This is a genomic window from Bacillus sp. SYZHCR11 (genome assembly GCF_057196865.1).
Genome location: NZ_JBXUND010000001.1, coordinates 1,351,667 through 1,377,184, shown reverse-complemented (window position 1 = coordinate 1,377,184; position 25,518 = coordinate 1,351,667). Strand labels below are relative to the sequence as shown.

The following is a 25,518-nucleotide window of genomic DNA, read 5'->3' as shown; positions in this document are numbered from 1 at the left end:
CGGGCGATCATTCTTTTTTTTCAGTGCTGCACACTTGATTGCGCCCTGATGTTTTCGCTTTGTACAGCATCCGGTCCGCGATCAGGGGCAATGTCTGAGGGTCCGGTGTATTTGTCGGATAATGCGCGATGCCGAGGGAAACGGTCACGGGAATTGTATCTCCGCTCGTCAGAAGAATCGGGTTCGCGTCAATCGTGTGCCTGATTTCCTCTGCGAGGTGAAGCCCTTTTGTATACGTGCAATTGGGCATAAGCACGGCAAATTCTTCCCCGCCGATGCGGGCTGACGTATGAGAACTGCTGAGTAAGAACCTCAGGCGCGCCCCCAGTTCCTTCAGCACTTGGTCCCCTTCATAATGGCCGTATTGATCATTGATCTGCTTAAAGTGATCAATATCCAAATAAATAAGCGCGAGCTGAGACGAGGGGGATTGAGACGTCCGATCGTACAGAACGCGCGAGACTTCCTCGAATTTTCTCTTATTAAAAATCCCCGTCAGAAAATCATAATTCGCTTGAAACTTGTATTGCTTGAACAAAACGCGGGCATCGGCTTCGTGTTTGATGATATACAGTGACAGCATTCCGCCCAAGATGGAAATGAGCCAATAATAAACGAGGGCCCCGGCAGGCTGTTCAGGCATAAGAAACAGCAGCGTCAAGGTGAAAATAACATTTGAAAAAAGCAGCATAACGAACGCCATTTTATGATCCGGCTTTTTTCCTCTGAGGACGGCCGCAGAAAGTATCGCAATAACCCCGACGGCGGCGATGGAAAAAATGGCGCTTGCATTGAAATTGATCAGGATACGGCCTGCGACGATAATCGCAAAGGCGGCTTCCGTAGACACCCAGCCTCCGTAAAGAGCGGCGATGATAATGGGGATATTTCTGAGATCAATGATGGAATCGGAGTAAGAAAAGCCGAAAGCAATCAGAAAAACCCCTAAAAGCCCGCAGACCGTCCCCTTCAGTAATTGAAACATCGGACGGTCTTCTTTATACGAAAGGGACTCTTTAAAAAGAAGGGTGAACAGATAATTAAATGTGATTAAAATCGTTAAATTAAGAAACAGTTCCTTCAGCATAACAATCACCCTTATATAAGTTACTAGAGAAAGGGTGGAAAGAAAAGAGAAAAATCAATAAAAATACATATATTGTCAATCCTTACTTGACCGATCGGAATTGATATAATATAGTGTTAAAGGATAATGAGCAAGGGAGTGTTTACCTGTTTTGGAGAATTTATTTGTAGTCTTACATGTTTTTATTATGCTTTTGCTTATAGCAGGTCTGTTTGTCATGCAAAAAAAACACGTTTCCTTTTCTAAACGTGTCTTTACCGCGCTCGGACTAGGCATTGTATTCGGTTTTGCACTGCAATTGATTTACGGGCCGGCATCACATATCGTGACACAAACGGCCGATTGGTTTAATATCGCCGGCGGCGGTTATGTCAAATTGCTTCAGATGATCGTCATGCCGCTAGTCTTTATTTCCATTCTCGGCGCATTTACGAAGCTGAAGCTGACCCATAACATCGGGAAAATCAGCGGACTGATCATCGGAATTTTGATCGCCACGACAGCAATTGCCGCGGCAGTCGGAATTGTTTCGGCGCTATCCTTTGATCTGAAAGCCGTCCATATCGACCAGGGAAGCACCGAGTTATCAAGAGGCCAGGAGCTGCAGCAAAAATCTGAGGATATGACGGCCAAAACGCTGCCTCAGCAAATCGTTGAGCTTCTGCCGGGAAATCCGTTTCTTGATTTCACGGGAGCCAGACCGACTTCCACCATCGGAGTCGTTATTTTCGCCGCTTTCCTCGGCATCGCTTTTCTGGGCGTGAAACGGAAGCAGCCGGAGCACGCTGCGACGTTCAGCGGAATTGTCGATGCGGTATACGCGATTATTATGCGCGTCGTGACGTTAATTTTAAGATTGACGCCTTACGGGGTATTGGCGATTATGACAAAGACGATCGCGACAAGCGATATCGACAGCATTGCGAAACTGGGGATGTTTGTGATCGCTTCATACGCCGCGCTTATCGTCATGTTTATCATTCACCTGCTGCTGATTACGTTCAGCGGTTTAAATCCGATCACATACGTGAAAAAAGCATTTCCTGTCATGGTGTTTGCGTTTACGTCCCGTTCAAGCGCAGGGGCTTTGCCGCTTAATATTAAAACGCAAAAAAGCATGGGCGTCCCTGAAGGAATTGCGAACTTCGCCGGTTCATTCGGTTTATCGATCGGTCAAAACGGCTGTGCCGGCATTTACCCGGCGATGCTCGCGATGATGATTGCGCCGACAGTAGGGCAAAACCCCTTTGAACCGGGATTTATCATCTCCGTCATCGCCATCGTGGCAATCAGTTCATTCGGTGTAGCAGGCGTGGGGGGCGGCGCGACATTTGCGGCTCTGCTCGTCCTATCCGCTTTGAACATGCCTGTCGCGCTTGCCGGGCTGCTCATTTCAATTGAGCCGTTAATTGACATGGGGCGTACCGCCTTAAATGTCAGCGGCAGTATGACCGCAGGGCTGTTAACAAGTAAAATGACGAAGGAAACCGATACCGCGGTGTACAATGATTCCTCAATCGTCATTGAAGCTGAAGAAGCTTAATAAAAAAGCAGATAGCGCTAAAACGAAAAATCCTTCATCGTTGAACGAATGAAGGATTTTTTCGTTTCTAATGATTTCCGGGTTCAATTTCTTCCAGCATATTCATCACGGTGCTGTCATTTAAAACATTTACCGCGCTTTCTTCGAAGTGAATCGGCTCGGTATAGTGAGGCTTCGGCGAAGTTTCTTTACTGCGGTCTGCCTGTCCGTCCGTATGGGATGAGCCGGAGTGATTGCGGGAAGTCTGCTCATGCTGCTGTCCGCCGGATTCCCCGCCGAAAGCCTGTTTGATCAGCTCGGCAGGCTGCACGGAGCCTGTTTGTGAATGCCGTGGTTTGTCCGTGTGCTGCTGTCCGCCGGATTCCCCGCCGAAAGCCTGTTTGATCAGCTCGGCAGGCTGCATGGAGCCTGTTTGTGAATGCCGTGGTTTGTCCGTGTGCTGCTGTCCGCCGGATTCCCCGCTGAAAGCCTGTTGAATCAGGTCAGCAGGCTGCATGGAGCGTGTACCATCTTTATGCTGCATTCGGCCTGAAACCATTCCGGAGATTTTTCGACGGATTTCGGGTGATAAAGCTGCAATCAGAATCGATGATCCGATCAGCAGCGCTGTCGGGCTGATGCCGCTTTTTTGTCTGAACAAGTTAAATCCCTCCTCATTCAATTGATTACGCTTACCTTTCCCTATCCTTCTGATATTTATCCAAACCGCTCAGAATGCAAACGGCGTGCATAAATCCCGCCGAATAGAAAAACCTATACGTAAAGTGAGAAAGGAGGAATTCACATGATAAAAAAACAAGCAGTTATTTCTGCCCTTCTTCTGCCGATGCTGATTACCGCAGGGTGCAGTATGGGGAACCAGGGAGAAGGAAAACGAAATGACAACCGCACCCAGAATGTAAATTACCGCAACACACCTAACGACGGTGCGACAAATATGAATACAGTGAACCGTCATAACCAAAACACCGATCACAATGACAACCGTAACCTGAGAGTGGCTGATAAAGCCGCCGACAAGGTGACTGATTTAAAAGAAGTTAAAAATGCGACTGTGATCGTTGCCGGAAACAGCGCTTATGTAGCCGTTGTTCTGACAAACGGACAAAAAGGCGCCATCGCCAACCATTTGAAAAATAAGATTACCGATAAGGTGAAATCAGCCGATAAACATGTCCGGACTGTATATGTATCAGCAAACCCGGACTTCGTTGAACGTATGCAAGGCTACGGAAAACGAATCCAAAACGGCCACCCGGTATCCGGACTGTTTGATGAATTCGGCCAAATGGTGCAGCGTGTATTCCCAAACCCCAATAAATAAATGAATGGAAAAGCCGCATTTGCTGCGGCTTTTTTATTTTATCTGCCGTCACGACCCAGCGCTTCTGAGCATAAAGTAAAGAATGAGATGAAAATTAAAGGATCGGGGAGGGGAGCTTGTTTGCGTGACGGCATGGGGAAACGGGCGGCATTCACTCTGATCCTGTGCGGAGTCCTTGTCATATTGGCTGTCAGTTCAGCCGTTTCAGTAAGTATGATGTACGTCCTGTCAGGCCAAAACAGCCGCTCTGTTCCGACGAAGGAACAAGTGACTGAACACATGAATAAAGAAATTTACAAACATACAGCGATTTACTATACGGCGGATGAAAAGCCGCTCTTGGATCTGACCAAGCTTACGCTGGACCACGCAAAGCGTATCAACCAAATCATTGTCGGCTATAAAGGAGCGGCGCCTCTTGAACTCATTTTCTTTTCGGATGAAGCTGAAATGGAGCAATACTCAGGATTGAAAAATGTAGTCGGTTTTTATTCAGAGCAGGAGCAGATGATGGGGCTTTTGCCAGAAGAGAAAAAACAGCTTTTGAAAAAAGATGAGCTGGCCGTTTTCATGTATAAGCAATTGATTATACATGAATATACACACTACGCATTTCATCAAAAAACGCGTCAATTGGGGACGGATACGTCTGTATTTCCGCTTTGGTTTCATGAGGGGCTGAGCGAGTGGGTTGCGCATTATGATGTGGTCATTGATCCGATTGCATTTTCCGTCGTGCCGTTTGATCAATTAACGACCGACCGAAAATGGCAGAAATCGCGTATGGAATATGAAACGGATGTTTATTTGCAAAGTTTCTATATGATAAAGGATTTAACCGAAACATTCGGAGAAGGCATTATCTTAACCATTATCAATAAAACCGCCGAAACACAGGATTTTGAAAAAGGCTTTGAAGCAGCTACGAAAGAAAGCCTGAAGCAATTTGAACATGATTTCACAAAAGCATATGAAAAAAAGAAAACGGCATTGGAGAGTCAGGTTTCCAACGCCGTTTTTTTCATTAATGGAGGTTTTGCTGCTGCTGTCCCATTTGTCCTTTAATCGGAGGCATTTGCGGCTGTCCCTGCGCCGGCGCAAATGAATTCAGCATGGTCTGCATATCTTGTGCATTGAGCTGAGGAACCTGATAATAACCGTGTTTGTTTTGGTATAAGAAGATTTCATACGCCATTTCGACATATTGCTGAATTTGGGCGGAGAGCACTCTTCTTGTGACGGGATTGGTCATTTCAAGCGAGCTCATCGTCAAGAGAGAAGCTTGAGCTTTAATCAGGCCGAGCATATGGCCGCTTATTCCGAGATCTTTGACATCATTTAATGATTGATTCGGTTTTTTCGGCTGAGTCGGTTTTATACCGTAGACGGCCTGGTTCTGTTCCTCCATCATATATGTCGACGTTTCCTGAGAAGGCTTTTGGCCGGTCTTAAAGCATTCTGCCGTCAGATTATAGAGTCCGAGAATGAATTGATACTGGCGGTCAAGAATGTCGGCCAGCTGCTGATCCTGTATAAACTGTCTGAGCATCATAAATTGATCCAAAACGCCGACTGTTCCGGCCAGCACTTCATGCATATCGAAAAGCTCATGTCCTCCGTGATTCACTTGCGGTGAACCCGGAATCCCCTGATTTACTGGCGGCTGCTGCTGATTCTGCTGCTGTTCCACTGGTTGTTTTCCTCCTTCATGTCAAATCACATTTAAGATGTGAAAAAAGCCGATCCGTTATACATCAAGACTTATTTCGTTACGTGGGGATTATTTACTATTTTGCGCCAGCGAAGACAATCTTTACAAAAAAGTGATGTGATTTTTAAGAAAATAAGCTAACGTATTTCTTAGAAGACAGGGGGGAAATGAATGAAGAAAAAAAGGGGTTTGCGTCTTTCGTGCTGTTTGCTGACGGTTTGTTTTATGATGTTCAGCGTGAAAGAAGCGGAAGCAATCGGACAAGCCGGATCACTGAATGAAGCTGGAACGGATAAAGCGTATAAAGAACGGCAGACTGAAGACTCCGGCCGTATCCCGCTCAGAATCATCAGCATGAATGATCTGCACGGAAAAATTGATCAGCAATATGAGCTTGACCTTAACGGAGACGGTAAACCGGATGGCACTTTCGGACGGATGGACTACGCCGCCGCGTACATTAAAAAGGCGAAAGCCGAGAAAGAACACGCCTTTGTCGTGCATGCGGGCGATATGATCGGGGGCAGCTCTCCCGTGTCAGCCCTTTTTCAGGATGAACCGACAGTAGAACTGATGGAAGACATCGGTTTTGATGTCGGAACTGTCGGCAATCACGAATTCGATGAAGGAACGAATGAGCTTAAACGGATCATCAATGGAGGAGATCATCCGGACGGTAAGGGGACAAGCGGTTATGACGGCCAAAATTTCCCGCTCGTCTGCGCCAACTGTAAATTGAAGTCAGGGGAGTCCTTTCTGCCGCCGTATGAAATCAAATACGTTTCCGGAATTCCGGTCGCATTTATCGGGGTTGTAACCAGATCGGCGGCAGGCATGGTCATCCCGGACGGAATTAAAAATATTACGTTTACGGATGAGGTAAAGGCCGTCAATGACGCCGCCGCAGACCTGAAGAAAAAAGGAATTAAAGCAATCGCCGTGCTCGCCCATATGTCTGCTGAACAAAATGGCTCAGCCATCACGGGAGAATCCGCAAAGCTTGCAAGCGGAACAGACTCAGAGATTGACGTGATTTTCGCCGCGCACAATCATAAAGTCGTAAACGGAGAAATCAACGGCAAGCTGATCGTGCAGGCATTTGAATACGGAAAAGCAATCGGAATCGCCGATCTCGAACTAGATAAAGAATCGAAGGATATCGTGAAAAAATCAGCGGAAATCCAATATATCGATCAAAGTAAAATCAAGCCTGATCCGGATGCGGCAGGCATATTAAGCAAATATGAAGAGAAAGTGAAACCGATTATCAGCGAAGCGGTCGGGGAAGCGGCCCATGATATAACGGGCGGGTATTCAAATGACGGCGACACGGCGCTCGGAAATCTGATTGCCGACGGTATGAAAGCGAAGATGAAATCCGATTTTGCGCTTATGAATGGGGGAGGCATCCGGGACGGCATAAAAAAAGGGCCGATCACATGGGGAGATCTTTATAATGTACAGCCGTTCGGCAATGTGCTGACGAAGCTTGAAATCAAAGGAAAAGATTTGCGGGAGATCATCAACGCGCAAATTTCTCCGGTGTACGGACCGGATTACAGCATCAGCGGATTTTCCTATACATGGAACCCGGAAACCGGACAAGCGGCGGATATGAAAATGGCGGACGGTACAGACATACAGCCCGAAAAAGGATATACAGTAACAGTCAATCAATTTATGGCGACGGCATCGGGGGCAAAATACGGTCCGATCGGGAAACTCGGCAAGAATCCGGTGACGGGGCCTGAGGATTTGGAAGCGACAGTAGACTATGTCAAAAGCTTTTCCGCACCGATTTCTTATCAAACCGACGGCCGCATCCGCACGGCATCAGACGCCGAAACACCTGATGACCCCGGCAATCAGCCGGGAAGCGGGGAAACACCGGGCAGCACCGGGCCTGATAAAGGAGAAAAACCTCAAACGGAAAAACCCGCTAAAAAACCGGATGCAGCAGAACAGCCTGATCAAACCAAAAAACCTAAACGTCCTGTCGTAAAAGAAGCAGCATCTGATACAATGCAGTCAATTCCCGAATCCCGTACGGCGTCTGCCGCAGATTCGGAACAAAGCACAGAACAGACTGAAAGCGGCACACAAAAAGGCCGCCCATTGCCTGATACTTCAGCGGGCAGCCATCAGACGGCATTGGCCGGCCTGGTGATCACGGGTGCCGGCGTATATTGGCTTTTCAGAAAGAAAAGGGGAACCCGCACACGATGAACAAACTGAAACATATTCCGCTTCTCGTCATCATCGCAGGTGTTATCATCACATGTTACGGAAGCTGGAAGATCATTGATTCACATATGAAAACGAACCAATCGCTTGAAGAAGCAAAAAAAGCAACAGAACCTGTCTTGGAAAAGAACGAAACAAAAAGCGCTGTGCAGGCACAGCGCAAAAAAGAATTTCACCCCGAAACGGGTGAGGCAAGCGGCATTTTAGAAATCCCTGAAATTGACGCTGAGCTCCCGATCGTCGAAGGGACTGACGCAGATGACTTAGCAAAAGGCGTCGGACATTATAAGGACAGCTATTATCCTGGCGATCACGGCCAAATTGTGTTATCCGGCCACAGGGACACGGTGTTCCGCCGGACCGGCGAACTGAAAAAAGGAGACAGACTGAACGTGATTTTGTCTTACGGCACGTTTTCTTATAAAATCAGCCGTACAAAAATCGTCAGCCGGGATGATACGTCTGTCATCACCCTTCAACACAAGCGGGAGGAACTGATCCTGACCACTTGCTATCCGTTTTCTTACATTGGAAATGCGCCGAAACGATATATTATATATGCCGACCCGGTTTAAGAAAAATACGTTTCGGTAAAATGAGCAAGATCAGCCGGCATCGGTGCCTCGGCAACGATTTCTTCTCCTGAGATCGGATGGACGACACTGACTTTTTTGGCGTGAAGCGCCTGCCTGTGAAACAGCGCCCTGCTTCCGCCGTACAGGTCATCGCCCGCCAATGGATGGCCGATGCTTGCCATATGCACCCTGATTTGATGTGTTCTCCCGGTTTCCAGTTCAAGCTCTGCCAATGTAAGCTGCGCACCGGGATGATAGCCTTTCACTTTGTAATGGGTGACGGCGGCTTGTCCGCCGGGTGAGACGCGCCGTCTGACGGAATGTGACCTGTCGCGGCCGATCGGCGAGTCAACCGTGCCTTTTTTCGGCGTGACTTTTCCTTCCGCCGCGGCGATATAGGTGCGTTTTAATGTTTTGGTTTCGAGCTGACGGTCAAGGATTGCATGGGCCAGGCGGTGTTTCGCGAAAACGACCGCGCCTGAAGTGTCACGGTCAAGACGGTGAACGTGGCGCACTTTCGCCTGTTCGCCGTTGATTTGAAAATGGTAAGCGATCAGGTTGCTGAGGGTTCCGGTCTGACCCTCTTCATTTGGATGAGTCGGCATTCCCGCCGGCTTATTTGCAATCAGCATATGACTGTCCTCAAATAAAATGTCCGGCTCTCCGTATTCAGGAATCACCGAAGAACCCGTTTTTTCCTGAAGATCAATGAATAAGCGGTCTCCGGTTTTCAGTATGATGTTGTTTTTCGGGGATGTCCGATTCACCTGAATGCTTTTTTGGTTCATCCATTCCGTTATCACGGGTTTTGACGCCTGGAATTCAGATTTCAGGACTGAAAACAGCCATTGTCCGGCGTGTTTTTCCGTAATCAGGAGTTCCAGACCGCGGTCATTTTGTTTCATATCATAAAGCTCCTTTTCAAGCGGAAAGCGGCTGTTTCAATAGGAAACACTTACCTTAGCTTTCGCGTTTTTTTCTATGCTATTCTTGATAAAGATTAAGGATATTCACATGGCAAGAAAGGTGATTGATGTGAGAATTGTGAACGCAGCGACTGACGGACAAGAAAGCGCGATACAAGAGCTTTCCTCTGAATTGTTTCAAAATGTCTTTCCTCTTTATTTCTCCGAACTGGAAATTCAGCGCTTAAAAAAAAGGGGCGTATTGTCTTTACAAAACCAACGTTACCAAGGAACTTTAAAAGAAGCGTTTCAAATTATGGCTTGTCTGCAAACGGTACATATCATGCTGTCAAAGCCGCACCCCGTATATGACGTCAAAGAGCGGGCGCTGTTTGATAAAAATTGCGCTTTGCTGAATGAATGCGGAATGAATTTTCCCTTTACCTATGATGATTTCGAGACAGGGGCCGGATCAGAAGCCTGCGGTCACAGAAGGCTGATCTGACGGGTATAAAGAGCCTTTTGACAGGCTCTTTTTTGCTTCCTTGACATGATACCACAATTTCTTTCCTCTAACTCCCTTTATAATGAGTCAAATCCCCGAGCATAATAAAATGCGAAAGGGGTGCTTTACAATGAGTTCAATCAAACAATCAATGACTACCCACGTGGCTACCGTTTCTCCCAACCAAACGATCCAGGAAGCGGCTGCGCTGATGCACCAGCATAATGTCGGAGCAATTCCCGTCGTTGACGGAGGGGAATTAAAAGGAATGCTGACAGACCGTGATATCGCATTGAGAACAACGGCTCAAGGCCGCGACGGCCAAACACCTGTTTCACACGTGATGTCTTCTCAAGTTGTATCCGGAAACCCGGAAATGAGTCTTGAAGAGGCGTCACATCTGATGGCCCAACACCAAATCCGCCGCCTTCCCATTGTCGATCAAAATCATCTGGTCGGGATCGTTGCGCTTGGAGACTTAGCGGTCGATCAGCGTTCAAATGAGTCTGCGGGAGCGGCTCTTTCCAATATTTCCAGTCAAAACACACAGTAACGGATGAAGAGAGCTTGCACTCATGCAGGCTCTTCTTTCCGTGAGAATGTTACATTTTGAATGCAAAAGAAATTCACGGTATAGTGTATACATAGGTCAGTACGTTTAGCTAAAGGAGCTGTAACCATTGATAAAAGCATTAATCTTTGATTTTGACGGGTTAATTTTAGATACAGAAACCCATGAATATGAAGTGCTGCAGGAAATGTTTGAGGAACACGGTTCAACATTGCCTTTATCCGTCTGGGGAAAGGTGATCGGAACGGCGGCGGGGTTTAAGCCGTTCGCATATTTAGAGGAGCAGCTGGGAAGAAAGCTCGATCATGATGAACTGACGGCGATCAGGCGCGGGCGCTTCGAACAGCGGATGAAGACGGAAACGGCGCGTCCCGGAGTGGAGGCTTATTTAGCCGCGGCAAAAGAATTAGGGTTGAAGGTGGGGCTCGCTTCCAGCTCAGATTTTAAATGGGTGTCGGGCCATCTGAAGGAATTAGGCCTGTTTGATGAATTTGAAGTGATTCAGACGGCTGACGACGTAGAAGAAGTGAAGCCCAATCCGGAGCTCTATCTGAAAGCTGCGGAACATTTAGGCGTTGAACCTTCTGAATGTCTTGCCTTTGAGGATTCGGTCAACGGCTCAATCGCAGCCAAACGCGCCGGCATGAAATGTGTCATCGTGCCGAATAAGGTAACGAGCGCCCTGTTATTTAAAGAATACGATCACAGACTGGAATCGATGGCGGAAATGGAACTTGAATTACTCTTACAGCGATTGAACGATCAAAACGAACCGGCAGGGGGAAGCAGCATTGTCTGAGAAACTTGATCTGACCCGTTTTGAAAAGAAAATGGTCATACGGAATATGGAAGAGAAAGATATCAACAAAATTATTGAGCTGCAAAAGGATTGTTTTCCGGGGATGGAGCCGTGGGAGCCTGAGCATTTAATCAGCCATCTCGCGCACTTTCCGGAAGGTCAGTTTTGCGCCGAGTATGAAGGGGAAATTATCGGTTCATGCTCAAGCCTGATCATCAATTTCGATGAATATGATGACCGCCACACGTGGCAGGACATTACAGACGACGGTTATATCACGAACCACAACCCGGACGGATTGAATCTGTACGGGATTGAGGTAATGGTTCACCCGGAATACAGGCGGATGAAAATCGGACACCGGCTGTATGAGGCGAGAAAAGACTTGGCGAGACGATTGAATCTGAAAAGCATCATTATCGGCGGGCGGATTCCGAATTATCATAAGTATGCGGAAGAAATGACGGCGAGAGCCTATGTCGAACAGGTGACGCGCCATCAGATTTATGACCCGGTGCTTTCTTTCCAGCTGATGAACGGATTTACGCTCATGCGGATCAATCCGAATTATCTCCCGGATGACACCGCGTCCATTAAATATGCGACATTAATGGAATGGAACAATGTCGATTATCTGCCGCAGTCAAAGCGCTATTACAAATCGGCATTTCCGGTGCGCATCTGCGTCATTCAATATGAAATGAAAAAGATTTATTCTTTCGAGGAATTTGCCAATCAGGTTGAATATTATGTCGATGTGGCTTCAGATGCGAGATCTGATTTCGCGGTATTTCCGGAGATTTTCACGACGCAGCTCATGTCATTTCTCGAAGAGCGTTCTCCGAGTCTGGCCATTCAGAGGATTACCGAATATACCGAGGACTATATCAGCCTCTTTACAGATCTCGCGGTGAAATATAATGTGAACATTATCGGCGGCTCCCACTTCGTTGAAGAAGAGGGGAAAATTTATAACATCGCCTACTTATTCAGACGTGACGGCACGATTGAAAAACAATATAAGCTTCACATTACGCCGAATGAGCGGAAATGGTGGGGCATCAGCGCCGGAGACAGGGTGCGCGTATTTGATACGGACTGCGGAAAGATCGCCATTCAGATCTGTTACGATATCGAATTTCCGGAGCTTGCGAGAATTGCCGCGGATCAAGGGGCGAAAATTATCTTTACGCCGTTCTGCACTGAAGACCGCCAAGGCTATTTGCGCGTAAGGTACTGCTCTCAGGCGAGAGCGGTTGAAAACCAAATTTACACCGTCATCTCAGGTACGGTCGGAAACCTGCCGCAAACAGAAAATATGGATATTCAATACGCGCAGTCAGCCATTTTTGCTCCGTCTGATTTTGAATTCGCCAGAGACGGAATCGTCGGTGAAACGAATCCGAATATCGAAATGGTCGTGATCGGGGACGTGGACCTTGAAATCTTAAGAAGGCAGCGTGAAAACGGAACCGTGCGCCAGCTGAAAGACCGGCGCAAAGACATTTACCGGATTACGCATCTGAAATAAAAAAACGCCCGCTCCGCTTAAGGGCGGGTTTTTTTATAAAAACACTTGCACCGGCCCCGGTTTCGGGATATGCTCTTGTAGCCCTTTCGCTTTCTGGGAGAAAGCGTTTTTTTAATTGCCGCCGCTTTATTGACTCGCCCATGCCGCGCCTTTATATTCTTATTAAGAGGAAAACTTCACCATGAGAATCGGCGTCAGAAGCCGGGCAGCTTTCGATACAGTGCAATGATATTGAAAGGGAGATGAGCGGTGTGGAACATGTACAAAAAAATCAGTCACTCAAACAAAAGGATAAAGAGCTGATTTGGCACGCGATGAAAGGGGCGGAGCCGGATGACAGCATAATCGTCCAAAAAGGGGAAGGCGCCTGGGTTACGGACATTGACGGCAGACGGTATTTGGACGGCATGTCAGGTTTGTGGTGCGTCAATATCGGATACGGGAGAAAGGAGCTTGCCGATGCGGCTTACAGCCAATTGAAGGAGCTTCCTTATTATCCGCTGACCCAAAGCCATCAACCCGCGATTGAGCTTGCGGAAAAACTGAATGAATGGCTCGGCGGCGATTATGTAATCTTCTTTTCCAACAGCGGATCGGAAGCAAATGAAACCGCGTTCAAAATTGCCCGCCAATACCACATTGAAAACGGCGATCACAGCCGCTTCAAATTCATCTCCCGGTACAGAGGCTATCACGGCAATACGATGGGGGCGCTCGCCGCTACCGGCCAGGCGCAGAGAAAATATAAATATGAGCCGCTCTCACAAGGTTTTTTGCACGCGGCGCCGCCTGATCTTTATCGGAATCCCGGCGATGCCGTCACATTGGAAAGCGCGCATGAAATCGACCGGATCATGACGTGGGAGTTAAGCGAAACGATTGCCGGCGTTATTATGGAACCGATTATTACAGGCGGAGGGATACTGATGCCCCCGGACGGGTATATGGCAAAGGTAGAGGACATTTGCCGCCGCCACGGCGCGCTTCTGATCAGTGATGAAGTTATTTGCGGTTTCGGCCGCACGGGAGAGCCGTTCGGATTTCAGCATTACGGCGTTTCACCGGACATCGTCACAATGGCAAAAGGCATTACGAGCGCTTATCTGCCGCTGTCGGCAACGGCAGTAAAACGGGAGATTTTTGAGGCGTATTCGGGCGGTGAGCCGTACGGCCGCTTCCGGCACGTGAATACATTCGGAGGCAATCCGGCAGCCTGCGCCCTTGCTTTGAAAAACCTGCAATTAATGGAGGACGAAAATCTGATCGCCCGCTCCCGGGAGCTTGGAGAACGTCTGCTCCGTGAGCTTGAGCCGCTCAAAGAACATCCGGCGGTCGGCGATGTACGGGGCAAAGGCCTTCTTGCCGGCATTGAGCTCGTCAAGGACAAAATCACGAAGGAACCCGCTGATGCCGCTCTTGTGCAGCACGTCATCACCGCGTGCAGAGAAAAAGGCCTGCTTGTCGGGAAAAATGGTGATACTGTAGCGGGATATAATAATGTCATTCAGCTGTCTCCGCCTTTTTGCCTGTCCGACGAGGAGCTCTCTTTCATCATTTCGACCGTCAAGGAAAGCGTGCTGAGCATTGATTTTTAAAGTAAAGGAGTAAAACATGAGTTTTCACAACCAGAAGATTCTACCGGCTATCCGGAACATGAAGCAATTCGATGCATTTTTAGAGAGTCCGTTCTTATACGGCGTCATTTTAGATATCCACCTCGGTCAATTAAAAGGTGTCGTGAATGAAGCGAAAAAACACGGAAAACTTCTGATGGTTCACGTCGATTTAATTCACGGCATTAAGCATGACGAATACGGTGCGGAGTTCATTTGTCAGGACATCCGGCCCGCGGGCATCATTTCGACGAGATCCGCCGTCATCGTCAAAGCGAAACAAAAGAAAATATACGCGATCCAGCGTCTGTTTCTCTTGGATACGAGCGCCATGGAGAAAAGCATGGAATTCGTCGGAAAGCATAAGCCTGACTTTATCGAGGTTCTCCCGGGCATCGTTCCGACTTTAATCAGAGAAATTAAAGAAATGACGGGGATTCCGATTTTTGCCGGCGGCTTCATCCGCACGGAGCAGGACGTTGAAAACGCCTTGCAGGCAGGAGCCACGGCCGTGACGACTTCAGACACCGAACTATGGGCTAAATATGAACATTCTATGACAAAAAAAGATTGACACCGCTTACACCCATTGTTACAATAGACCTAGGTTAATACTATGTGATGGAGACCCGGAGACCCACAACAGCTCTTTACGGAAGCAATAAAGCGTAAAGCGGTTTGTTGTGGGTTTTTTATTCTCTATAACTCTGTCAAACCTGCTATTTTGTCATTTAGGAGGAATGATGATGACAGCATTTTGGGGAGAAGTAATCGGTACAATGCTGCTTGTTATTTTCGGCGGCGGCGTTTGTGCGGGAGTCAACTTAAAGAAATCGCTTTCATACCAATCCGGATGGATTGTTATTGTATTCGGCTGGGGATTGGGAGTAGCCATGGCGGCATATGCCGTCGGCAGCATCAGCGGCGCTCACTTGAATCCGGCTTTAACGATAGGCCTTGCGCTTGAAGGCAGCTTTCCTTGGAAAGACGTCCCTGTTTATATTGCGGGACAGATGATCGGAGCAATGATCGGTGCGGTTGTTGTGTACCTTCATTATCTGCCGCATTGGAAGGCGACGGATGATCCGGCCGCTAAACTGGGCGTTTTCTCGACCGGCCCGAGTATTCCCCATACATTTGGGAATATGATAAGTGAAGTCATTGGTACGTTTGTGCTTGTGCTCGGCATTTTGGCAATCGGAGCGAATGAATTTACAAAAGGGCTGAACCCGCTGATTGTCGGATTCCTCATCGTTGCCATCGGGATTTCTCTTGGAGGGACGACCGGATATGCGATCAACCCTGCGCGGGATTTGGGGCCGAGAATCGCTCACGCCTTTCTGCCGATCCCGAAAAAAGGGCCGTCAAATTGGAAATATGCCTGGATTCCCGTAATCGGTCCGATCATGGGCGGTGCGTTCGGCGGCGTATTTTACAATGCCGCGTTTAAAGGAAATGTGACACCTAGCTTTTGGTTTGTAAGCGTTATAATGGTTGTAATGCTTTTCATACTCTATATTTATACCAAGAAATCTCAATCACAGAAAACATTATCAAATTCTGAATATATTTAAAAAGGAGAGCGGCATCATGGAGACCTATATTTTATCAATTGACCAAGGCACAACAAGTTCAAGAGCGATTCTTTTTAATAAAGAAGGAAAAATCGTGCATTCCGCTCAAAAGGAATTCACACAGCATTTCCCTCAGCCGGGCTGGGTGGAGCACAATGCGAACGAAATCTGGGGATCGGTGCTCGCCGTTATCGCGACTGTGATTTCCGAGTCCGGAATCAGCGCTGATCAAATTGCCGGCATCGGCATCACGAACCAAAGGGAAACGACGGTCGTATGGGATAAAGATACCGGAAAGCCGGTATACAATGCGATTGTGTGGCAATCGAGACAAACATCCGGCATTTGCGAAGAGCTTCGTGAAAAAGGATATAATGATACATTCAGAGAAAAAACGGGACTTTTGATCGACCCTTATTTCTCAGGAACGAAAGTCAAATGGATTCTTGACAATGTAGAAGGCGCGCGGGAAAAAGCGGAAAACGGAAATCTTCTGTTCGGAACGATTGATTCATGGCTCATCTGGAAAATGTCCGGAGGCGCGGCGCACGTAACGGATTATTCCAACGCTTCAAGAACGCTGATGTTTAATATTCATGAATTAAAATGGGATGACGAGCTGCTTGATATTTTAGGCGTGCCGAAATCCATGCTGCCGGAAGTGAAACCGTCTTCTCATGTGTACGCGAAAACGGTTGATTATCATTTCTTCGGTAAAAATATTCCGATTGCGGGAGCGGCCGGAGACCAGCAGTCTGCGCTGTTCGGTCAGGCGTGCTTTGAAGAAGGCATGGGGAAAAACACATACGGCACAGGCTGCTTTATGCTGATGAATACCGGAGAAAAAGCCATCACTTCTGATCACGGCCTTCTGACGACAATCGCCTGGGGATTAGACGGAAAAGTCGAGTATGCGCTGGAAGGAAGCATCTTTGTCGCAGGTTCTGCCATCCAATGGCTGAGAGACGGCATGCGGATGTTCCAGGATTCGAAAGAAAGCGAGACATACGCAGAGCGTGTGGATTCCGCTGACGGTGTTTATGTCGTGCCCGCTTTCGTCGGATTGGGCACACCGTACTGGGACAGTGACGTGCGCGGCTCAGTTTTCGGCCTGACACGCGGAACGACGAAGGAGCATTTTATCCGTGCCACGCTTGAATCTCTCGCATATCAGGCGAAAGATGTGCTTGATGCCATGGAGGCTGATTCAGGCATCTCTTTAAAAACATTGCGTGTAGACGGCGGAGCGGTAAAAAATAACTTCCTCATGCAGTTCCAGAGCGACTTGCTTGATGTGCCGGTCGAACGTCCGGAAATTAATGAAACGACTGCGCTCGGTGCCGCGTATTTAGCCGGAATCGCTGTCGGCTACTGGAAGGACAGCACTGAAATCGCCGATCAGTGGAACCTTGATAAGCAATTCAAACCGGAAATGGAAGATGAAAAACGCGTTGAATTGTACGGCGGATGGAAAAAAGCAGTAAATGCAGCTATGGCTTTTAAATAAGATAAAATTATGGTATACTGAAAACAAGTTAATAGGAACGGTCCTGAGATGAGGAGAGACCACAGCACCAAAGTGATGACATGCGCTTTGGCTGTTGTGGTCTCTTTTTCTATACCGTGACAACAAGGAGGAAGCGTAATGATGAATCACCAATTTTCAAGTTTGGAACGGGATCATATGCTGGAAGACATGACTAAAAAAACATACGATCTGTTTATTATAGGCGGAGGTATTACGGGTGCCGGTACGGCGCTTGACGCTGCTTCAAGGGGAATGAAAGTCGCTTTGAGCGAAATGCAGGATTTCGCGGCCGGCACATCAAGCCGATCCACAAAGCTTGTCCACGGCGGTTTGCGTTATCTGAAGCAATTTGAAGTCAAAATGGTGGCTGAAGTCGGTAAGGAACGCGCCATCGTGTACGAAAACGGCCCGCACGTCACGACGCCGGAATGGATGCTGCTGCCGTTTCATAAAGGCGGCACGTTCGGTTCATTCTCTACTTCCATCGGCCTGCGTGTGTATGACTATTTAGCGGGAGTAAAAAAATCAGAGCGCAGAAGCATGCTGTCTGCTAAAGAAACGCTGCAAAAAGAGCCGCTCGTCAAAAAAGACGGCTTAAAAGGCGGAGGCTATTATGTAGAGTACCGGACGGACGATGCGAGACTGACGATTGAAGTCATGAAAGAAGCCGTTAAATTCGGTGCTGAGCCTGTCAACTATTCTAAAGTGAAAGAACTGCTTTATGAAAAAGGAAAAGTTGTCGGCGTTTTAATTGAAGATCTGCTGTCAGGCAAGGAATACAAAGTGTACGCCAAAAAAATCGTCAATGCGACAGGTCCGTGGGTCGACGAGCTGAGAGAAAAAGACCACAGCAAAAGCGGAAAACATCTCCAGCACACAAAAGGGGTCCATCTCGTATTCGACCAATCCGTATTCCCGCTTAAACAGGCGGTGTACTTTGATACGCCGGACGGCCGGATGGTGTTCGCCATTCCGCGTGAAGGAAAAACATACGTGGGTACGACCGATACGGTTTACAAACAAAAACTTGAGCACCCGCGCATGACGGTGCAGGATCGCGATTATGTCGTCAGCTCCATCAATTATATGTTCCCGGAACTGAACATTACGGCGGACGATATTGAATCAAGCTGGGCCGGCCTCAGACCGCTTATTCACGAAGAAGGGAAAGACCCGTCTGAGATCTCCCGTAAAGATGAAATCTGGACATCTCAATCAGGCCTGATTACGATTGCCGGAGGAAAACTGACGGGCTACCGTAAAATGGCTGAGCACATTGTCGATCTTGTCCGCGACCGCTTGAAAGAAGAGGGCGGCCAGGACTTCGGCGGCTGCAAGACGAAGACGATGCCGATTTCCGGCGGACATGTCGGCGGCTCTAAAAACTTCGAGTCATTTGTGGAAGCAAAGACAAAAGACGGCTTGAAAATCGGTTTATCACAGGAAACCGCTAAGCAGTTAGCCATCAGATACGGCTCTAACGTTGAAAATGTATTCAGCCGGATTGAAGGACTGAAAGACGAAGCGGAAAAACGCCAGATTCCGGTTCACATTTTGGCTGAAGCAGCTTACAGCATCGAAGAAGAAATGGCTGCGACACCTGCCGATTTCTTCGTCCGCAGAACGGGAAGACTGTTCTTCGACATCAAATGGGTGCAAACGTATAAAACGGCCGTGATTGATTACATGAGCGACCGATTCCAATGGAATGACGAAACGAAAGAAAAACACACTGAGTGGTTAAATACGCTGCTGCACGACGCGGTTGTTCCGCTCGAACAATAATAACCGGAGGGCTGTGCCGAAAAGGCATGAGCCCTTCTTTTATCTTTTTACATAAAGCATTTGGTTAAGTTATCAAGTGACACGGGCAGCCGCTTCATATTAAAATATGGTCATAAGCTGAAATTATAGGAGGACGAACATGAGTTGGAGTAAGAGTTACGAACGCTGGAATCAGGCCGAACAATTAGATTCAGAATTGAAAAAATTATTGGCGGACGCAGAAGGAAACGAGCAGATGCTGGAAGATTTTTTCTACAAAAATCTTGAGTTCGGAACAGGAGGCATGAGAGGAGAAATCGGGCCGGGTACGAACAGAATGAACATTTACACGGTCCGCAAAGCATCCGCCGGACTTGCGGCGTATATCGCGAAACAGGGGGAAGACGCGAAAAAAAGAGGGGTTGCGATCGCATACGACTCCCGTCATAAATCTCCTGAGTTTGCGATGGAAGCTGCAAAAACCCTTGCTTCCCAAGGCATTCAAACATACGTCTTTGATGAGCTCCGCCCGACGCCTGAGCTGTCTTTTGCGGTGAGAAAGCTGAACGCTTATGCCGGCATCGTCGTGACGGCCAGCCATAACCCGCCTGAATATAACGGATATAAAGTGTATGGCGATGACGGCGCACAGCTGCCGCCGAAAGAAGCGGACATCGTCATTGCGGAAGTGAATGCCATAGAAAATGAATTAACGATTCAAGTTGAAGATGAACAGTCGCTGAAAGAAAAAGGTTTGATTAAAATAATCGGTGAAGAAATTGATAAACCGTATACTGAAAAACTGACTTCCATCTCCGTACATCCCGAGCTTTCGGATGAAGTGGATGTCAGCGTCGTGTTCACTCCGCTGCACGGCACGGCAAATAAACCGGTGCGCCGCGGTCTTGAAGCACTCGGTTACAAAAACGTCACCGTCGTAAAGGAGCAAGAGCTGCCGGACCCGGATTTTTCAACCGTCAAATCGCCGAATCCGGAAGAGCACGCGGCATTCGAATATGCCATTAAGCTCGGAGAAGAACAAAATGCCGATATTCTTGTCGCTACGGACCCGGATGCCGACCGTCTCGGCATTGCCGTAAAAAACAGCGAAGGCAAGTACACAGTGCTGACGGGGAACCAGACAGGCGCGCTTTTATTGCATTACTTGCTTTCCGAGAAGAAAAAACAGGGCACCCTTCCTGAAAACGGTGTCGTCATGAAAACGATTGTCACGAGCGAATTGGGCCGCGCTGTCGCTTCATCGTTCGGATTAGATACGGTTGACACGCTGACAGGCTTCAAATTTATCGGTGAAAAGATCAAAGAATATGAAAAATCAGGCCAATACACGTTCCAGTTCGGGTATGAAGAAAGCTACGGCTACTTAATCGGCGATTTCGCGCGTGACAAAGACGCGATCCAGGCTGCGCTGTTAGCCGTCGAGGTATGCGCCTTTTATAAAAAGCAGGGCATGTCGCTTTATGACGCGCTGCTGTCCATTTTTAAAGAATACGGATATTACCGTGAAGGCTTGAAGTCATTGACGTTAAAAGGAAAACAGGGAGCAGAGCAGATTTCCGCTATCCTGACTTCATTCCGAAACGATCCGCCGAAGCAGATGGCCGGAAAACAAATCACGCAGGCTGAAGACTATTCAACGGGAAAACGGACTGTATTTGCCGATCATCTTGAAGAAGATATTGATCTGCCGAAGTCAAATGTCCTGAAATATTTCCTTGAAGACGGCTCTTGGTTCTGCCTTCGCCCATCAGGAACGGAGCCGAAAGTGAAGTTCTATTTCGCCGTGAAGGGGACTTCTTTACAAGACAGCGAACAGCGTCTTGCCGCATTATCTGAAGCCGTCATGAAAACGGTGGATGGCATAGTGGAAAAAACGAAATAAACAACAAACCGCCGGAAGCGACATCCGGCGGTTTTTTTATACGCCTCATCCGAAAGTATGAGGAAAATTCATGCTGAAAACAAAGGAATATACAGAAAAGAATTGATATAATATGGATAATTCTGATTGGCCGGAGTGAGGGAAATTGACGAAAACGACGGTAGAAACGTTAAAAACGTTAAAAGCGATTGCGGAAACCTTAAACTAAAACCACGATTTAAAGGAAGCGCTTGATAAAGTGCTCCGCGAACTGCTCAGCCTGACCGGGCTGCAGACAGGGTGGATTTTTCTGATTGAGCCGGACGGGTCTTATACGCTCGCCGCATCCGCTTATTTACCGCCGGCTCTCGGTCAGCGGGAAAATGCACTCATGTGCAGCGGGGAATGCTATTGTCTGACCAAATTCAGCAATGGCGGATTGACAAAGGCCGTAAACATAATGAATTGCAAACGGATTGAATTTGCGGAACAGACGACGAACTGCCGCGATACGGAGGGCATTACCCATCATGCGACCGTACCGCTTGAGGACGGCGGCCGGAAGTTCGGATATTGTGCCTCACGTGCTGACCCATATGGTTCAGGATGATCAGGATAAGGAAAAATATTATCAGCTGACCCCCCGTGAAAAAGATGTTCTTCAAGAAATAGCCAAAGGAAAAAGCAATAAGGAAATTGCGGCGGCCCTGTTTATTTCAGAAAAAACAGTGAAGACCCACGTGTCCAACCTGCTGTCAAAGCTGAATCTTTCCGATCGGACGCAGGCGGCATTGTATGCGGTAAAATATAATGTTTTGGGAAAGGCGGTAAAATCATGAGCATATTAGTGATCAGCGGCACACCGAGAAAAAACGGGCGGACGAGAATTGCCGCTTCTTATATCAGAGATCGGTTTCATACCGATTTTATTGATTTGAGCGAAAGTGAACTGCCGCTTTATAACGGTGAAGAAGAACAGAACGAGCTGCCTTCAGTGCAAAAGTTAAGGCGGCAGGTGAAAAAGTCAGCGGCCGTCGTCTTATTATCTCCCGAGTATCACAGCGGCATGAGCGGCGCTTTAAAAAACGCCATCGATTTTTTAAGCAGCGATCACTGGGCATACAAACCGGTGGCCATCATTGCCGCGGCGGGCGGAGGAAAAGGAGGCATGAATGCGCTGGCGAATATGCGGACGGTCATGCGGGGCGTCTATGCAAATGTCATCCCGAAACAGCTGGTCTTAGACCCGATTCACATCGACATGGAGCGCCGGACCGTATCTGAGGATATGGCGGTCAGCCTGAAAGACATGATCGAAGAGCTGAATATGTTCACAAACACAAGAAATCCCGGCGTCTGACGCCGGGATTGTTTTATGTCAGCATGGCTAATTGATCTTCATAAGCGAGCTCTGTCGCATGATCAATATACCCGAGTAGGGAATACAGCTCTTTTTCAAGCACGGCATGATCATATTCGAAATGATACGCGTGCAGAAAGTGCTCAATACGCTTTGATAATAAATCATCTTTTGTACGAACCATCAAAATTAATAAATTGTCCCATTGAGACCGGTGTGTGTAATACAAGGCTTTATCATAATCGGCATGATCCATCTTACGCTTCTCCTTTCAATGAGAAGTTCTCCGTTAGTTTATGCCGCCGAAGCCCGGATGCAACGGGGGAAAACTTGGTGTCCTTATCACTGCGGCATAGCAATATGAGGGAGACATAAAATAAAACCGCATATCCGTCTCTTCTTTGGACACGCTAAGATTGACAAAAAACGACTCAGGAGAACATAAAGATGAAATCCCTTCCATTTGCGCTTGCCCTCTTGTTTTGCGGCATTCTCATTGCCTCTATCGCTGAAAAAGGGCATACAGAACACCTCGATCCGTCAGTTGAAAAATGGGAACAGCTCGCATGGAACCAGCTTGAACGTGAATACAAAGGGGCCGAGCTTACCGATTATTCGTACATGGGCCGTACAAAAGTGAACAGGGAACAGACGAAAGACGTGTTTCGCGTAACGGTGCAAACCGCAAAAGAAACGTTTTCATCCCGTGCTGAAGTGTATTTCCATCCCGTAACAAAACACGTGATCAGCATCAATATTTTCAGACTGTAAAAAAGCTGCACAGCCTTATGCGGCCGTACAGCTTATCAGATATCAGAAGAAACGTTTTGCGCCGAGGTAGCGCTGTTTCCAATAGGAATTGTTCATGCTGGAAATAACGACACCCGAATCGTTGGCATTAATAAACTGGCCGTTCCCGAGATAAATACCGACGTGGGAAGGTCCGGCTTTATAAGTTGAGAAAAAGACAAAGTCACCGACCGCCGGCTGGCTGACTGATGTCATTGTATTCCAGTAGCCTGCGGCTGAAAGTCTGGATACAGAAGTGACCTTATTGAGAACGTAATAAATGAAACCGCTGCAGTCAAAGCCTCTCGGCGTCGTTCCGCCCCATACATACGGTACGCCCAGCTGAGCTTTTGCGGCATCGATCATTACATTAATCTTCGCGCTTGTTGAACCTGTGCCGCCTGTGCTGCCGGACTGATTCGGTGTCGTGTTTGTCTGCTGCCCGGTAATCGTCAGTTTCTGTCCGATTTGAAGAACATCTGTTTTCAGATTGTTTTTCTCGCGGATCTGCTGGGCTGTCACATTGAACTTTTGGGCGATCACCCATAAAGAATCCCCGCTTTTCACGGTATATGTAGTGGTTTTCCCTGTATTTCCGGACTGGTTCGGAGCTGACGGTGAAGACGAAGAGCCGGAAGTAGACGTTTTGGTCAGCTTCAGCACTTGTCCGACCCGCAGCATGTCTGACGTCAGTTTGTTGATGCTTCTGATTTGCTGAACCGTCATATTGTATGCGTTTGCGATTTTCCAGAGTGAGTCTCCGCTTTTTACTGTATAGGAGGACGTTTGCGTCTGGTTTTGATTTTGGTTTGAATTGTCTTTTGACGGCGTGTTTCCCGAAGAAGACGTTCCTTTTGTTTTCAGGACTTGGTTTACGTAGATCGTATCCGTTTTTAAGTTGTTTAATACTTTGAGTTCCGCAATGGTCATATTGACGCTGTTTGCGATTTTCCATAGTGAATCGCCGAGTTTTACTTTATAGGTCCCGGAAGATGATGACTGATTTTTGCTGCTGTTTGAGCTGCTGCCAGGAGCGGTTTTTTTCTGATCGGTGCTTGAGGAAACTTTCCCCGTCACTTGCAGCTTCTGTCCGGCGCGGATTAAGTCGCTTGTCAGACCGTTCAATTTTTTCAGTTCCTGTACGGACATTTTAAAATCAGATGCGATCAGCCACAGCGAGTCTCCGCTTTTCACTGTATAGACGCTTTTAGTCGTGCCGCTGTTCTTTGAAGATGGCTTTTTGCTGCCGGAATCTGATTTGCCGTTAGGAATGTTGAGCGTCTGCCCGATAGAAAGAACGGTGGATTTTAGATGATTCGCTGATGTAATGGCATCCACGCTTGTATTGTAGTTTTGGGCAAGCTTCCATAATGAATCTCCGCTTTTGACCTTAATCGTTTGTGCTTCTGCCGGTGTTACAGCTAACGCAGACCCGACGATCGCAGATGCAGTCAAACCGACCGCTACCTTTTTTTTCATAGTGAATCTCCCTTTTCCTGCGATAATTTTACTATCCCCATTCGTTGCAGCCGCAAGGTGAGGATATCAGTAATGATAATCTTTATATCGGCACTTGTCTGCAATCGTTTATCATATTAATAGAAATAGTCCTTTTTTCTTATGCCGGCATAAAAAAAGAAGGAATGCGGACATTCCTTCAGCTTCTGAGCAGTCTCATAATCTCCTCTTTGTTTTTGACCAGATCCCTTAACGTATATTTGTCTAAAACGGCCAGGTAAGCTTGCAGGGCTTCATTCAGAAGGTTCTTTAAGTTGCAGGCGGGAGATATGATACAGAGATTTTTTTTGGAGTCAAAGCATTCTACGATGTTAAAGTCGTCTTCTGTATGTCGAACGACTTCTCCAATGTTTATGTCTTCCGGTGTCATTCCTAATCGAATTCCGCCTCCCCGGCCCCGGATCGTTTCGACATACCCGAGCTGGCCGAGACGGTAAATGACTTTCATGAGGTGGTTTTTAGAGATGGAATAAGTATCTGCGATTTCTTTTATGTTGGAAAGTTCGTCGGAATGTCTGGAAGCCAAAAAAATCAAAACGCGTAAAGAGTAATCGGTATAGTTCGTTAATTTCATAGAATGACCTCGAAAAAAGAGATTTTGCTTCTGTTACAGTCTATCATATATGAATCTAAAATGAAAAAAAAGGAATTTGCCCCCTTAACTCAAAAAAAACGTGCGCTCCTTCTGAGCACAC

The 25,518-nt window shown here is 47.5% G+C and carries 24 protein-coding genes and 2 pseudogenes; 19 read left to right on the top strand and 7 right to left on the bottom strand.

Going from position 1 to position 25,518, the window contains the following annotated elements:
* Positions 1–7: 7 nt before the first annotated feature.
* Positions 8–1,087, bottom strand: a complete 1,080-nt coding sequence (locus tag AC2CGA_RS06345) for a GGDEF domain-containing protein (protein WP_484480148.1) — start codon at positions 1,085–1,087, stop codon at positions 8–10.
* Between the two features lie 151 nt (positions 1,088–1,238).
* On the opposite strand from AC2CGA_RS06345, the gene AC2CGA_RS06340 reads away from it, so the two are divergent.
* Positions 1,239–2,630: an L-cystine transporter gene (locus AC2CGA_RS06340; RefSeq protein WP_003155366.1), complete on the top strand. Its 1,392-nt coding sequence runs from the start codon at positions 1,239–1,241 to the stop codon at positions 2,628–2,630.
* Positions 2,631–2,697: 67 nt separating this feature from the next.
* Here the strand turns inward: AC2CGA_RS06340 and AC2CGA_RS06335 are convergent, their stop codons facing one another.
* Positions 2,698–3,270, bottom strand: a complete 573-nt coding sequence (locus tag AC2CGA_RS06335; protein WP_048368058.1) for a hypothetical protein — start codon at positions 3,268–3,270, stop codon at positions 2,698–2,700.
* 144 nt (positions 3,271–3,414) lie between these two features.
* On the opposite strand from AC2CGA_RS06335, the gene AC2CGA_RS06330 reads away from it, so the two are divergent.
* A complete protein-coding gene (locus AC2CGA_RS06330; RefSeq protein WP_003155362.1) occupies positions 3,415–3,954 on the top strand; it encodes a YhcN/YlaJ family sporulation lipoprotein in 540 nt (179 codons plus the stop codon).
* A 120-nt stretch (positions 3,955–4,074) separates the two neighbouring features.
* The gene (locus AC2CGA_RS06325) at positions 4,075–5,019 is read left to right on the top strand and encodes a hypothetical protein (RefSeq protein ID WP_003155360.1); all 945 of its coding nucleotides are present in this window, start codon (positions 4,075–4,077) and stop codon (positions 5,017–5,019) included.
* Here the strand turns inward: AC2CGA_RS06325 and AC2CGA_RS06320 are convergent.
* Positions 4,979–5,644: a spore coat protein gene (locus AC2CGA_RS06320; protein ID WP_014304688.1), complete on the bottom strand. Its 666-nt coding sequence runs from the start codon at positions 5,642–5,644 to the stop codon at positions 4,979–4,981. The genes AC2CGA_RS06325 and AC2CGA_RS06320 overlap by 41 nt on opposite strands.
* 192 nt (positions 5,645–5,836) lie before the next feature.
* Between AC2CGA_RS06320 and AC2CGA_RS06315 the strand changes: the two genes are divergently transcribed.
* Together AC2CGA_RS06315 and AC2CGA_RS06310 are read left to right on the top strand one after the other, a co-directional pair.
* Entirely contained in the window at positions 5,837–7,891 is a 2,055-nt protein-coding gene (locus AC2CGA_RS06315) for a 5'-nucleotidase C-terminal domain-containing protein (RefSeq protein ID WP_139885190.1), read from the top strand.
* Positions 7,888–8,484 carry a class D sortase gene (locus AC2CGA_RS06310; RefSeq protein ID WP_003155352.1) on the top strand — a complete coding sequence of 199 codons (597 nt, stop codon included), beginning with the start codon at positions 7,888–7,890 and terminating at the stop codon, positions 8,482–8,484. The genes AC2CGA_RS06315 and AC2CGA_RS06310 overlap by 4 nt, the downstream gene beginning before the upstream one ends.
* Here AC2CGA_RS06310 and AC2CGA_RS06305 read toward each other — a convergent pair.
* Positions 8,481–9,389 carry an RluA family pseudouridine synthase gene (locus tag AC2CGA_RS06305; RefSeq protein WP_003155350.1) on the bottom strand — a complete coding sequence of 303 codons (909 nt, stop codon included), beginning with the start codon at positions 9,387–9,389 and terminating at the stop codon, positions 8,481–8,483. The two genes, AC2CGA_RS06310 and AC2CGA_RS06305, sit on opposite strands and share 4 nt — an antisense overlap.
* A gap of 109 nt (positions 9,390–9,498) precedes the next feature.
* Here AC2CGA_RS06305 and AC2CGA_RS06300 point away from each other — a divergent pair, with 109 nt between their 5' ends.
* The 13 genes and pseudogenes from AC2CGA_RS06300 (at position 9,499) to AC2CGA_RS06240 (ending at position 22,516) form a co-directional block, all read left to right on the top strand.
* Entirely contained in the window at positions 9,499–9,894 is a 396-nt protein-coding gene (locus AC2CGA_RS06300; protein WP_003155349.1) for a DUF5365 family protein, read from the top strand.
* A gap of 130 nt (positions 9,895–10,024) precedes the next feature.
* On the top strand, positions 10,025–10,447 hold the full coding sequence (locus tag AC2CGA_RS06295; protein WP_003155348.1) for a CBS domain-containing protein: 423 nt from the start codon (positions 10,025–10,027) through the stop codon (positions 10,445–10,447).
* Between the two features lie 127 nt (positions 10,448–10,574).
* Positions 10,575–11,264 carry an HAD family hydrolase gene (locus AC2CGA_RS06290; RefSeq protein ID WP_025852171.1) on the top strand — a complete coding sequence of 230 codons (690 nt, stop codon included), beginning with the start codon at positions 10,575–10,577 and terminating at the stop codon, positions 11,262–11,264.
* Positions 11,257–12,795, top strand: a complete 1,539-nt coding sequence (locus AC2CGA_RS06285) for a bifunctional GNAT family N-acetyltransferase/carbon-nitrogen hydrolase family protein (protein ID WP_003155346.1) — start codon at positions 11,257–11,259, stop codon at positions 12,793–12,795. The genes AC2CGA_RS06290 and AC2CGA_RS06285 overlap by 8 nt, the downstream gene beginning before the upstream one ends.
* A gap of 242 nt (positions 12,796–13,037) precedes the next feature.
* A complete protein-coding gene (locus tag AC2CGA_RS06280) occupies positions 13,038–14,390 on the top strand; it encodes an aspartate aminotransferase family protein (protein ID WP_088005354.1) in 1,353 nt (450 codons plus the stop codon).
* 16 nt (positions 14,391–14,406) lie between these two features.
* Positions 14,407–14,982, top strand: a complete 576-nt coding sequence (locus AC2CGA_RS06275) for a glycerol-3-phosphate responsive antiterminator (protein WP_003155344.1) — start codon at positions 14,407–14,409, stop codon at positions 14,980–14,982.
* Positions 14,983–15,154: 172 nt separating this feature from the next.
* Positions 15,155–15,982 carry an MIP/aquaporin family protein gene (locus AC2CGA_RS06270; RefSeq protein ID WP_139885191.1) on the top strand — a complete coding sequence of 276 codons (828 nt, stop codon included), beginning with the start codon at positions 15,155–15,157 and terminating at the stop codon, positions 15,980–15,982.
* Positions 15,983–15,998: 16 nt separating this feature from the next.
* Entirely contained in the window at positions 15,999–17,489 is a 1,491-nt protein-coding gene (gene glpK / locus AC2CGA_RS06265) for a glycerol kinase GlpK (protein WP_014304694.1), read from the top strand.
* A gap of 138 nt (positions 17,490–17,627) precedes the next feature.
* Positions 17,628–19,295, top strand: coding sequence for a glycerol-3-phosphate dehydrogenase (gene glpD, locus AC2CGA_RS06260; protein WP_003155341.1), 1,668 nt, complete (start codon positions 17,628–17,630; stop codon positions 19,293–19,295).
* Positions 19,296–19,434: 139 nt separating this feature from the next.
* Entirely contained in the window at positions 19,435–21,177 is a 1,743-nt protein-coding gene (locus tag AC2CGA_RS06255) for a phospho-sugar mutase (protein WP_003155340.1), read from the top strand.
* 145 nt (positions 21,178–21,322) lie between these two features.
* Positions 21,323–21,727: pseudogene (locus AC2CGA_RS06250) on the top strand (GAF domain-containing protein); the annotation flags it as partial.
* Positions 21,696–21,995, top strand: a pseudogene (locus tag AC2CGA_RS06245) (response regulator transcription factor); the annotation flags it as partial. The pseudogenes AC2CGA_RS06250 and AC2CGA_RS06245, both read left to right, overlap by 32 nt.
* Entirely contained in the window at positions 21,992–22,516 is a 525-nt protein-coding gene (locus tag AC2CGA_RS06240) for an NADPH-dependent FMN reductase (protein ID WP_014304698.1), read from the top strand. The pseudogene AC2CGA_RS06245 and the gene AC2CGA_RS06240, both read left to right, overlap by 4 nt.
* Before the next feature lie 13 nt (positions 22,517–22,529).
* Here AC2CGA_RS06240 and AC2CGA_RS06235 read toward each other — a convergent pair whose 3' ends face one another.
* Complete coding sequence (locus AC2CGA_RS06235) at positions 22,530–22,772, bottom strand: YhdB family protein (protein WP_003155335.1); 243 nt, start codon at positions 22,770–22,772, stop codon at positions 22,530–22,532.
* 191 nt (positions 22,773–22,963) lie between these two features.
* On the opposite strand from AC2CGA_RS06235, the gene AC2CGA_RS06230 reads away from it, so the two are divergent.
* The gene (locus tag AC2CGA_RS06230; protein ID WP_003155332.1) at positions 22,964–23,287 is read left to right on the top strand and encodes a DUF3889 domain-containing protein; all 324 of its coding nucleotides are present in this window, start codon (positions 22,964–22,966) and stop codon (positions 23,285–23,287) included.
* Positions 23,288–23,329: 42 nt separating this feature from the next.
* Here the strand turns inward: AC2CGA_RS06230 and lytF are convergent, their stop codons facing one another.
* Positions 23,330–24,784 carry a peptidoglycan endopeptidase LytF gene (lytF, locus tag AC2CGA_RS06225; protein ID WP_014304699.1) on the bottom strand — a complete coding sequence of 485 codons (1,455 nt, stop codon included), beginning with the start codon at positions 24,782–24,784 and terminating at the stop codon, positions 23,330–23,332.
* Between the two features lie 178 nt (positions 24,785–24,962).
* Positions 24,963–25,397 carry a nitric oxide-sensing transcriptional repressor NsrR gene (nsrR, locus tag AC2CGA_RS06220; protein WP_003155328.1) on the bottom strand — a complete coding sequence of 145 codons (435 nt, stop codon included), beginning with the start codon at positions 25,395–25,397 and terminating at the stop codon, positions 24,963–24,965.
* Between the last annotated feature and the right edge of the window lie 121 nt (positions 25,398–25,518).

Excerpts from the sequence above, each read along its gene's own strand:
- AC2CGA_RS06345 (WP_484480148.1), bottom strand. The coding sequence starts at position 1,087 with ATGCTGAAGGAACTGTTTCTTAATTTAACGATTTTAATCACATTTAAT.
- AC2CGA_RS06330 (WP_003155362.1), top strand. The coding sequence starts at position 3,415 with ATGATAAAAAAACAAGCAGTTATTTCTGCCCTTCTTCTGCCGATGCTG.
- AC2CGA_RS06315 (WP_139885190.1), top strand. The coding sequence starts at position 5,837 with ATGAAGAAAAAAAGGGGTTTGCGTCTTTCGTGCTGTTTGCTGACGGTT.
- AC2CGA_RS06310 (WP_003155352.1), top strand. The coding sequence starts at position 7,888 with ATGAACAAACTGAAACATATTCCGCTTCTCGTCATCATCGCAGGTGTT.
- AC2CGA_RS06305 (WP_003155350.1), bottom strand. The coding sequence starts at position 9,389 with ATGAAACAAAATGACCGCGGTCTGGAACTCCTGATTACGGAAAAACAC.
- AC2CGA_RS06300 (WP_003155349.1), top strand. The coding sequence starts at position 9,499 with ATGGCAAGAAAGGTGATTGATGTGAGAATTGTGAACGCAGCGACTGAC.
- AC2CGA_RS06295 (WP_003155348.1), top strand. The coding sequence starts at position 10,025 with ATGAGTTCAATCAAACAATCAATGACTACCCACGTGGCTACCGTTTCT.
- AC2CGA_RS06280 (WP_088005354.1), top strand. The coding sequence starts at position 13,038 with ATGAGCGGTGTGGAACATGTACAAAAAAATCAGTCACTCAAACAAAAG.
- AC2CGA_RS06275 (WP_003155344.1), top strand. The coding sequence starts at position 14,407 with ATGAGTTTTCACAACCAGAAGATTCTACCGGCTATCCGGAACATGAAG.
- AC2CGA_RS06270 (WP_139885191.1), top strand. The coding sequence starts at position 15,155 with ATGACAGCATTTTGGGGAGAAGTAATCGGTACAATGCTGCTTGTTATT.
- glpK (WP_014304694.1), top strand. The coding sequence starts at position 15,999 with ATGGAGACCTATATTTTATCAATTGACCAAGGCACAACAAGTTCAAGA.
- glpD (WP_003155341.1), top strand. The coding sequence starts at position 17,628 with ATGATGAATCACCAATTTTCAAGTTTGGAACGGGATCATATGCTGGAA.
- AC2CGA_RS06255 (WP_003155340.1), top strand. The coding sequence starts at position 19,435 with ATGAGTTGGAGTAAGAGTTACGAACGCTGGAATCAGGCCGAACAATTA.
- AC2CGA_RS06240 (WP_014304698.1), top strand. The coding sequence starts at position 21,992 with ATGAGCATATTAGTGATCAGCGGCACACCGAGAAAAAACGGGCGGACG.
- AC2CGA_RS06235 (WP_003155335.1), bottom strand. The coding sequence starts at position 22,772 with ATGGATCATGCCGATTATGATAAAGCCTTGTATTACACACACCGGTCT.
- AC2CGA_RS06230 (WP_003155332.1), top strand. The coding sequence starts at position 22,964 with ATGAAATCCCTTCCATTTGCGCTTGCCCTCTTGTTTTGCGGCATTCTC.
- lytF (WP_014304699.1), bottom strand. The coding sequence starts at position 24,784 with ATGAAAAAAAAGGTAGCGGTCGGTTTGACTGCATCTGCGATCGTCGGG.
- nsrR (WP_003155328.1), bottom strand. The coding sequence starts at position 25,397 with ATGAAATTAACGAACTATACCGATTACTCTTTACGCGTTTTGATTTTT.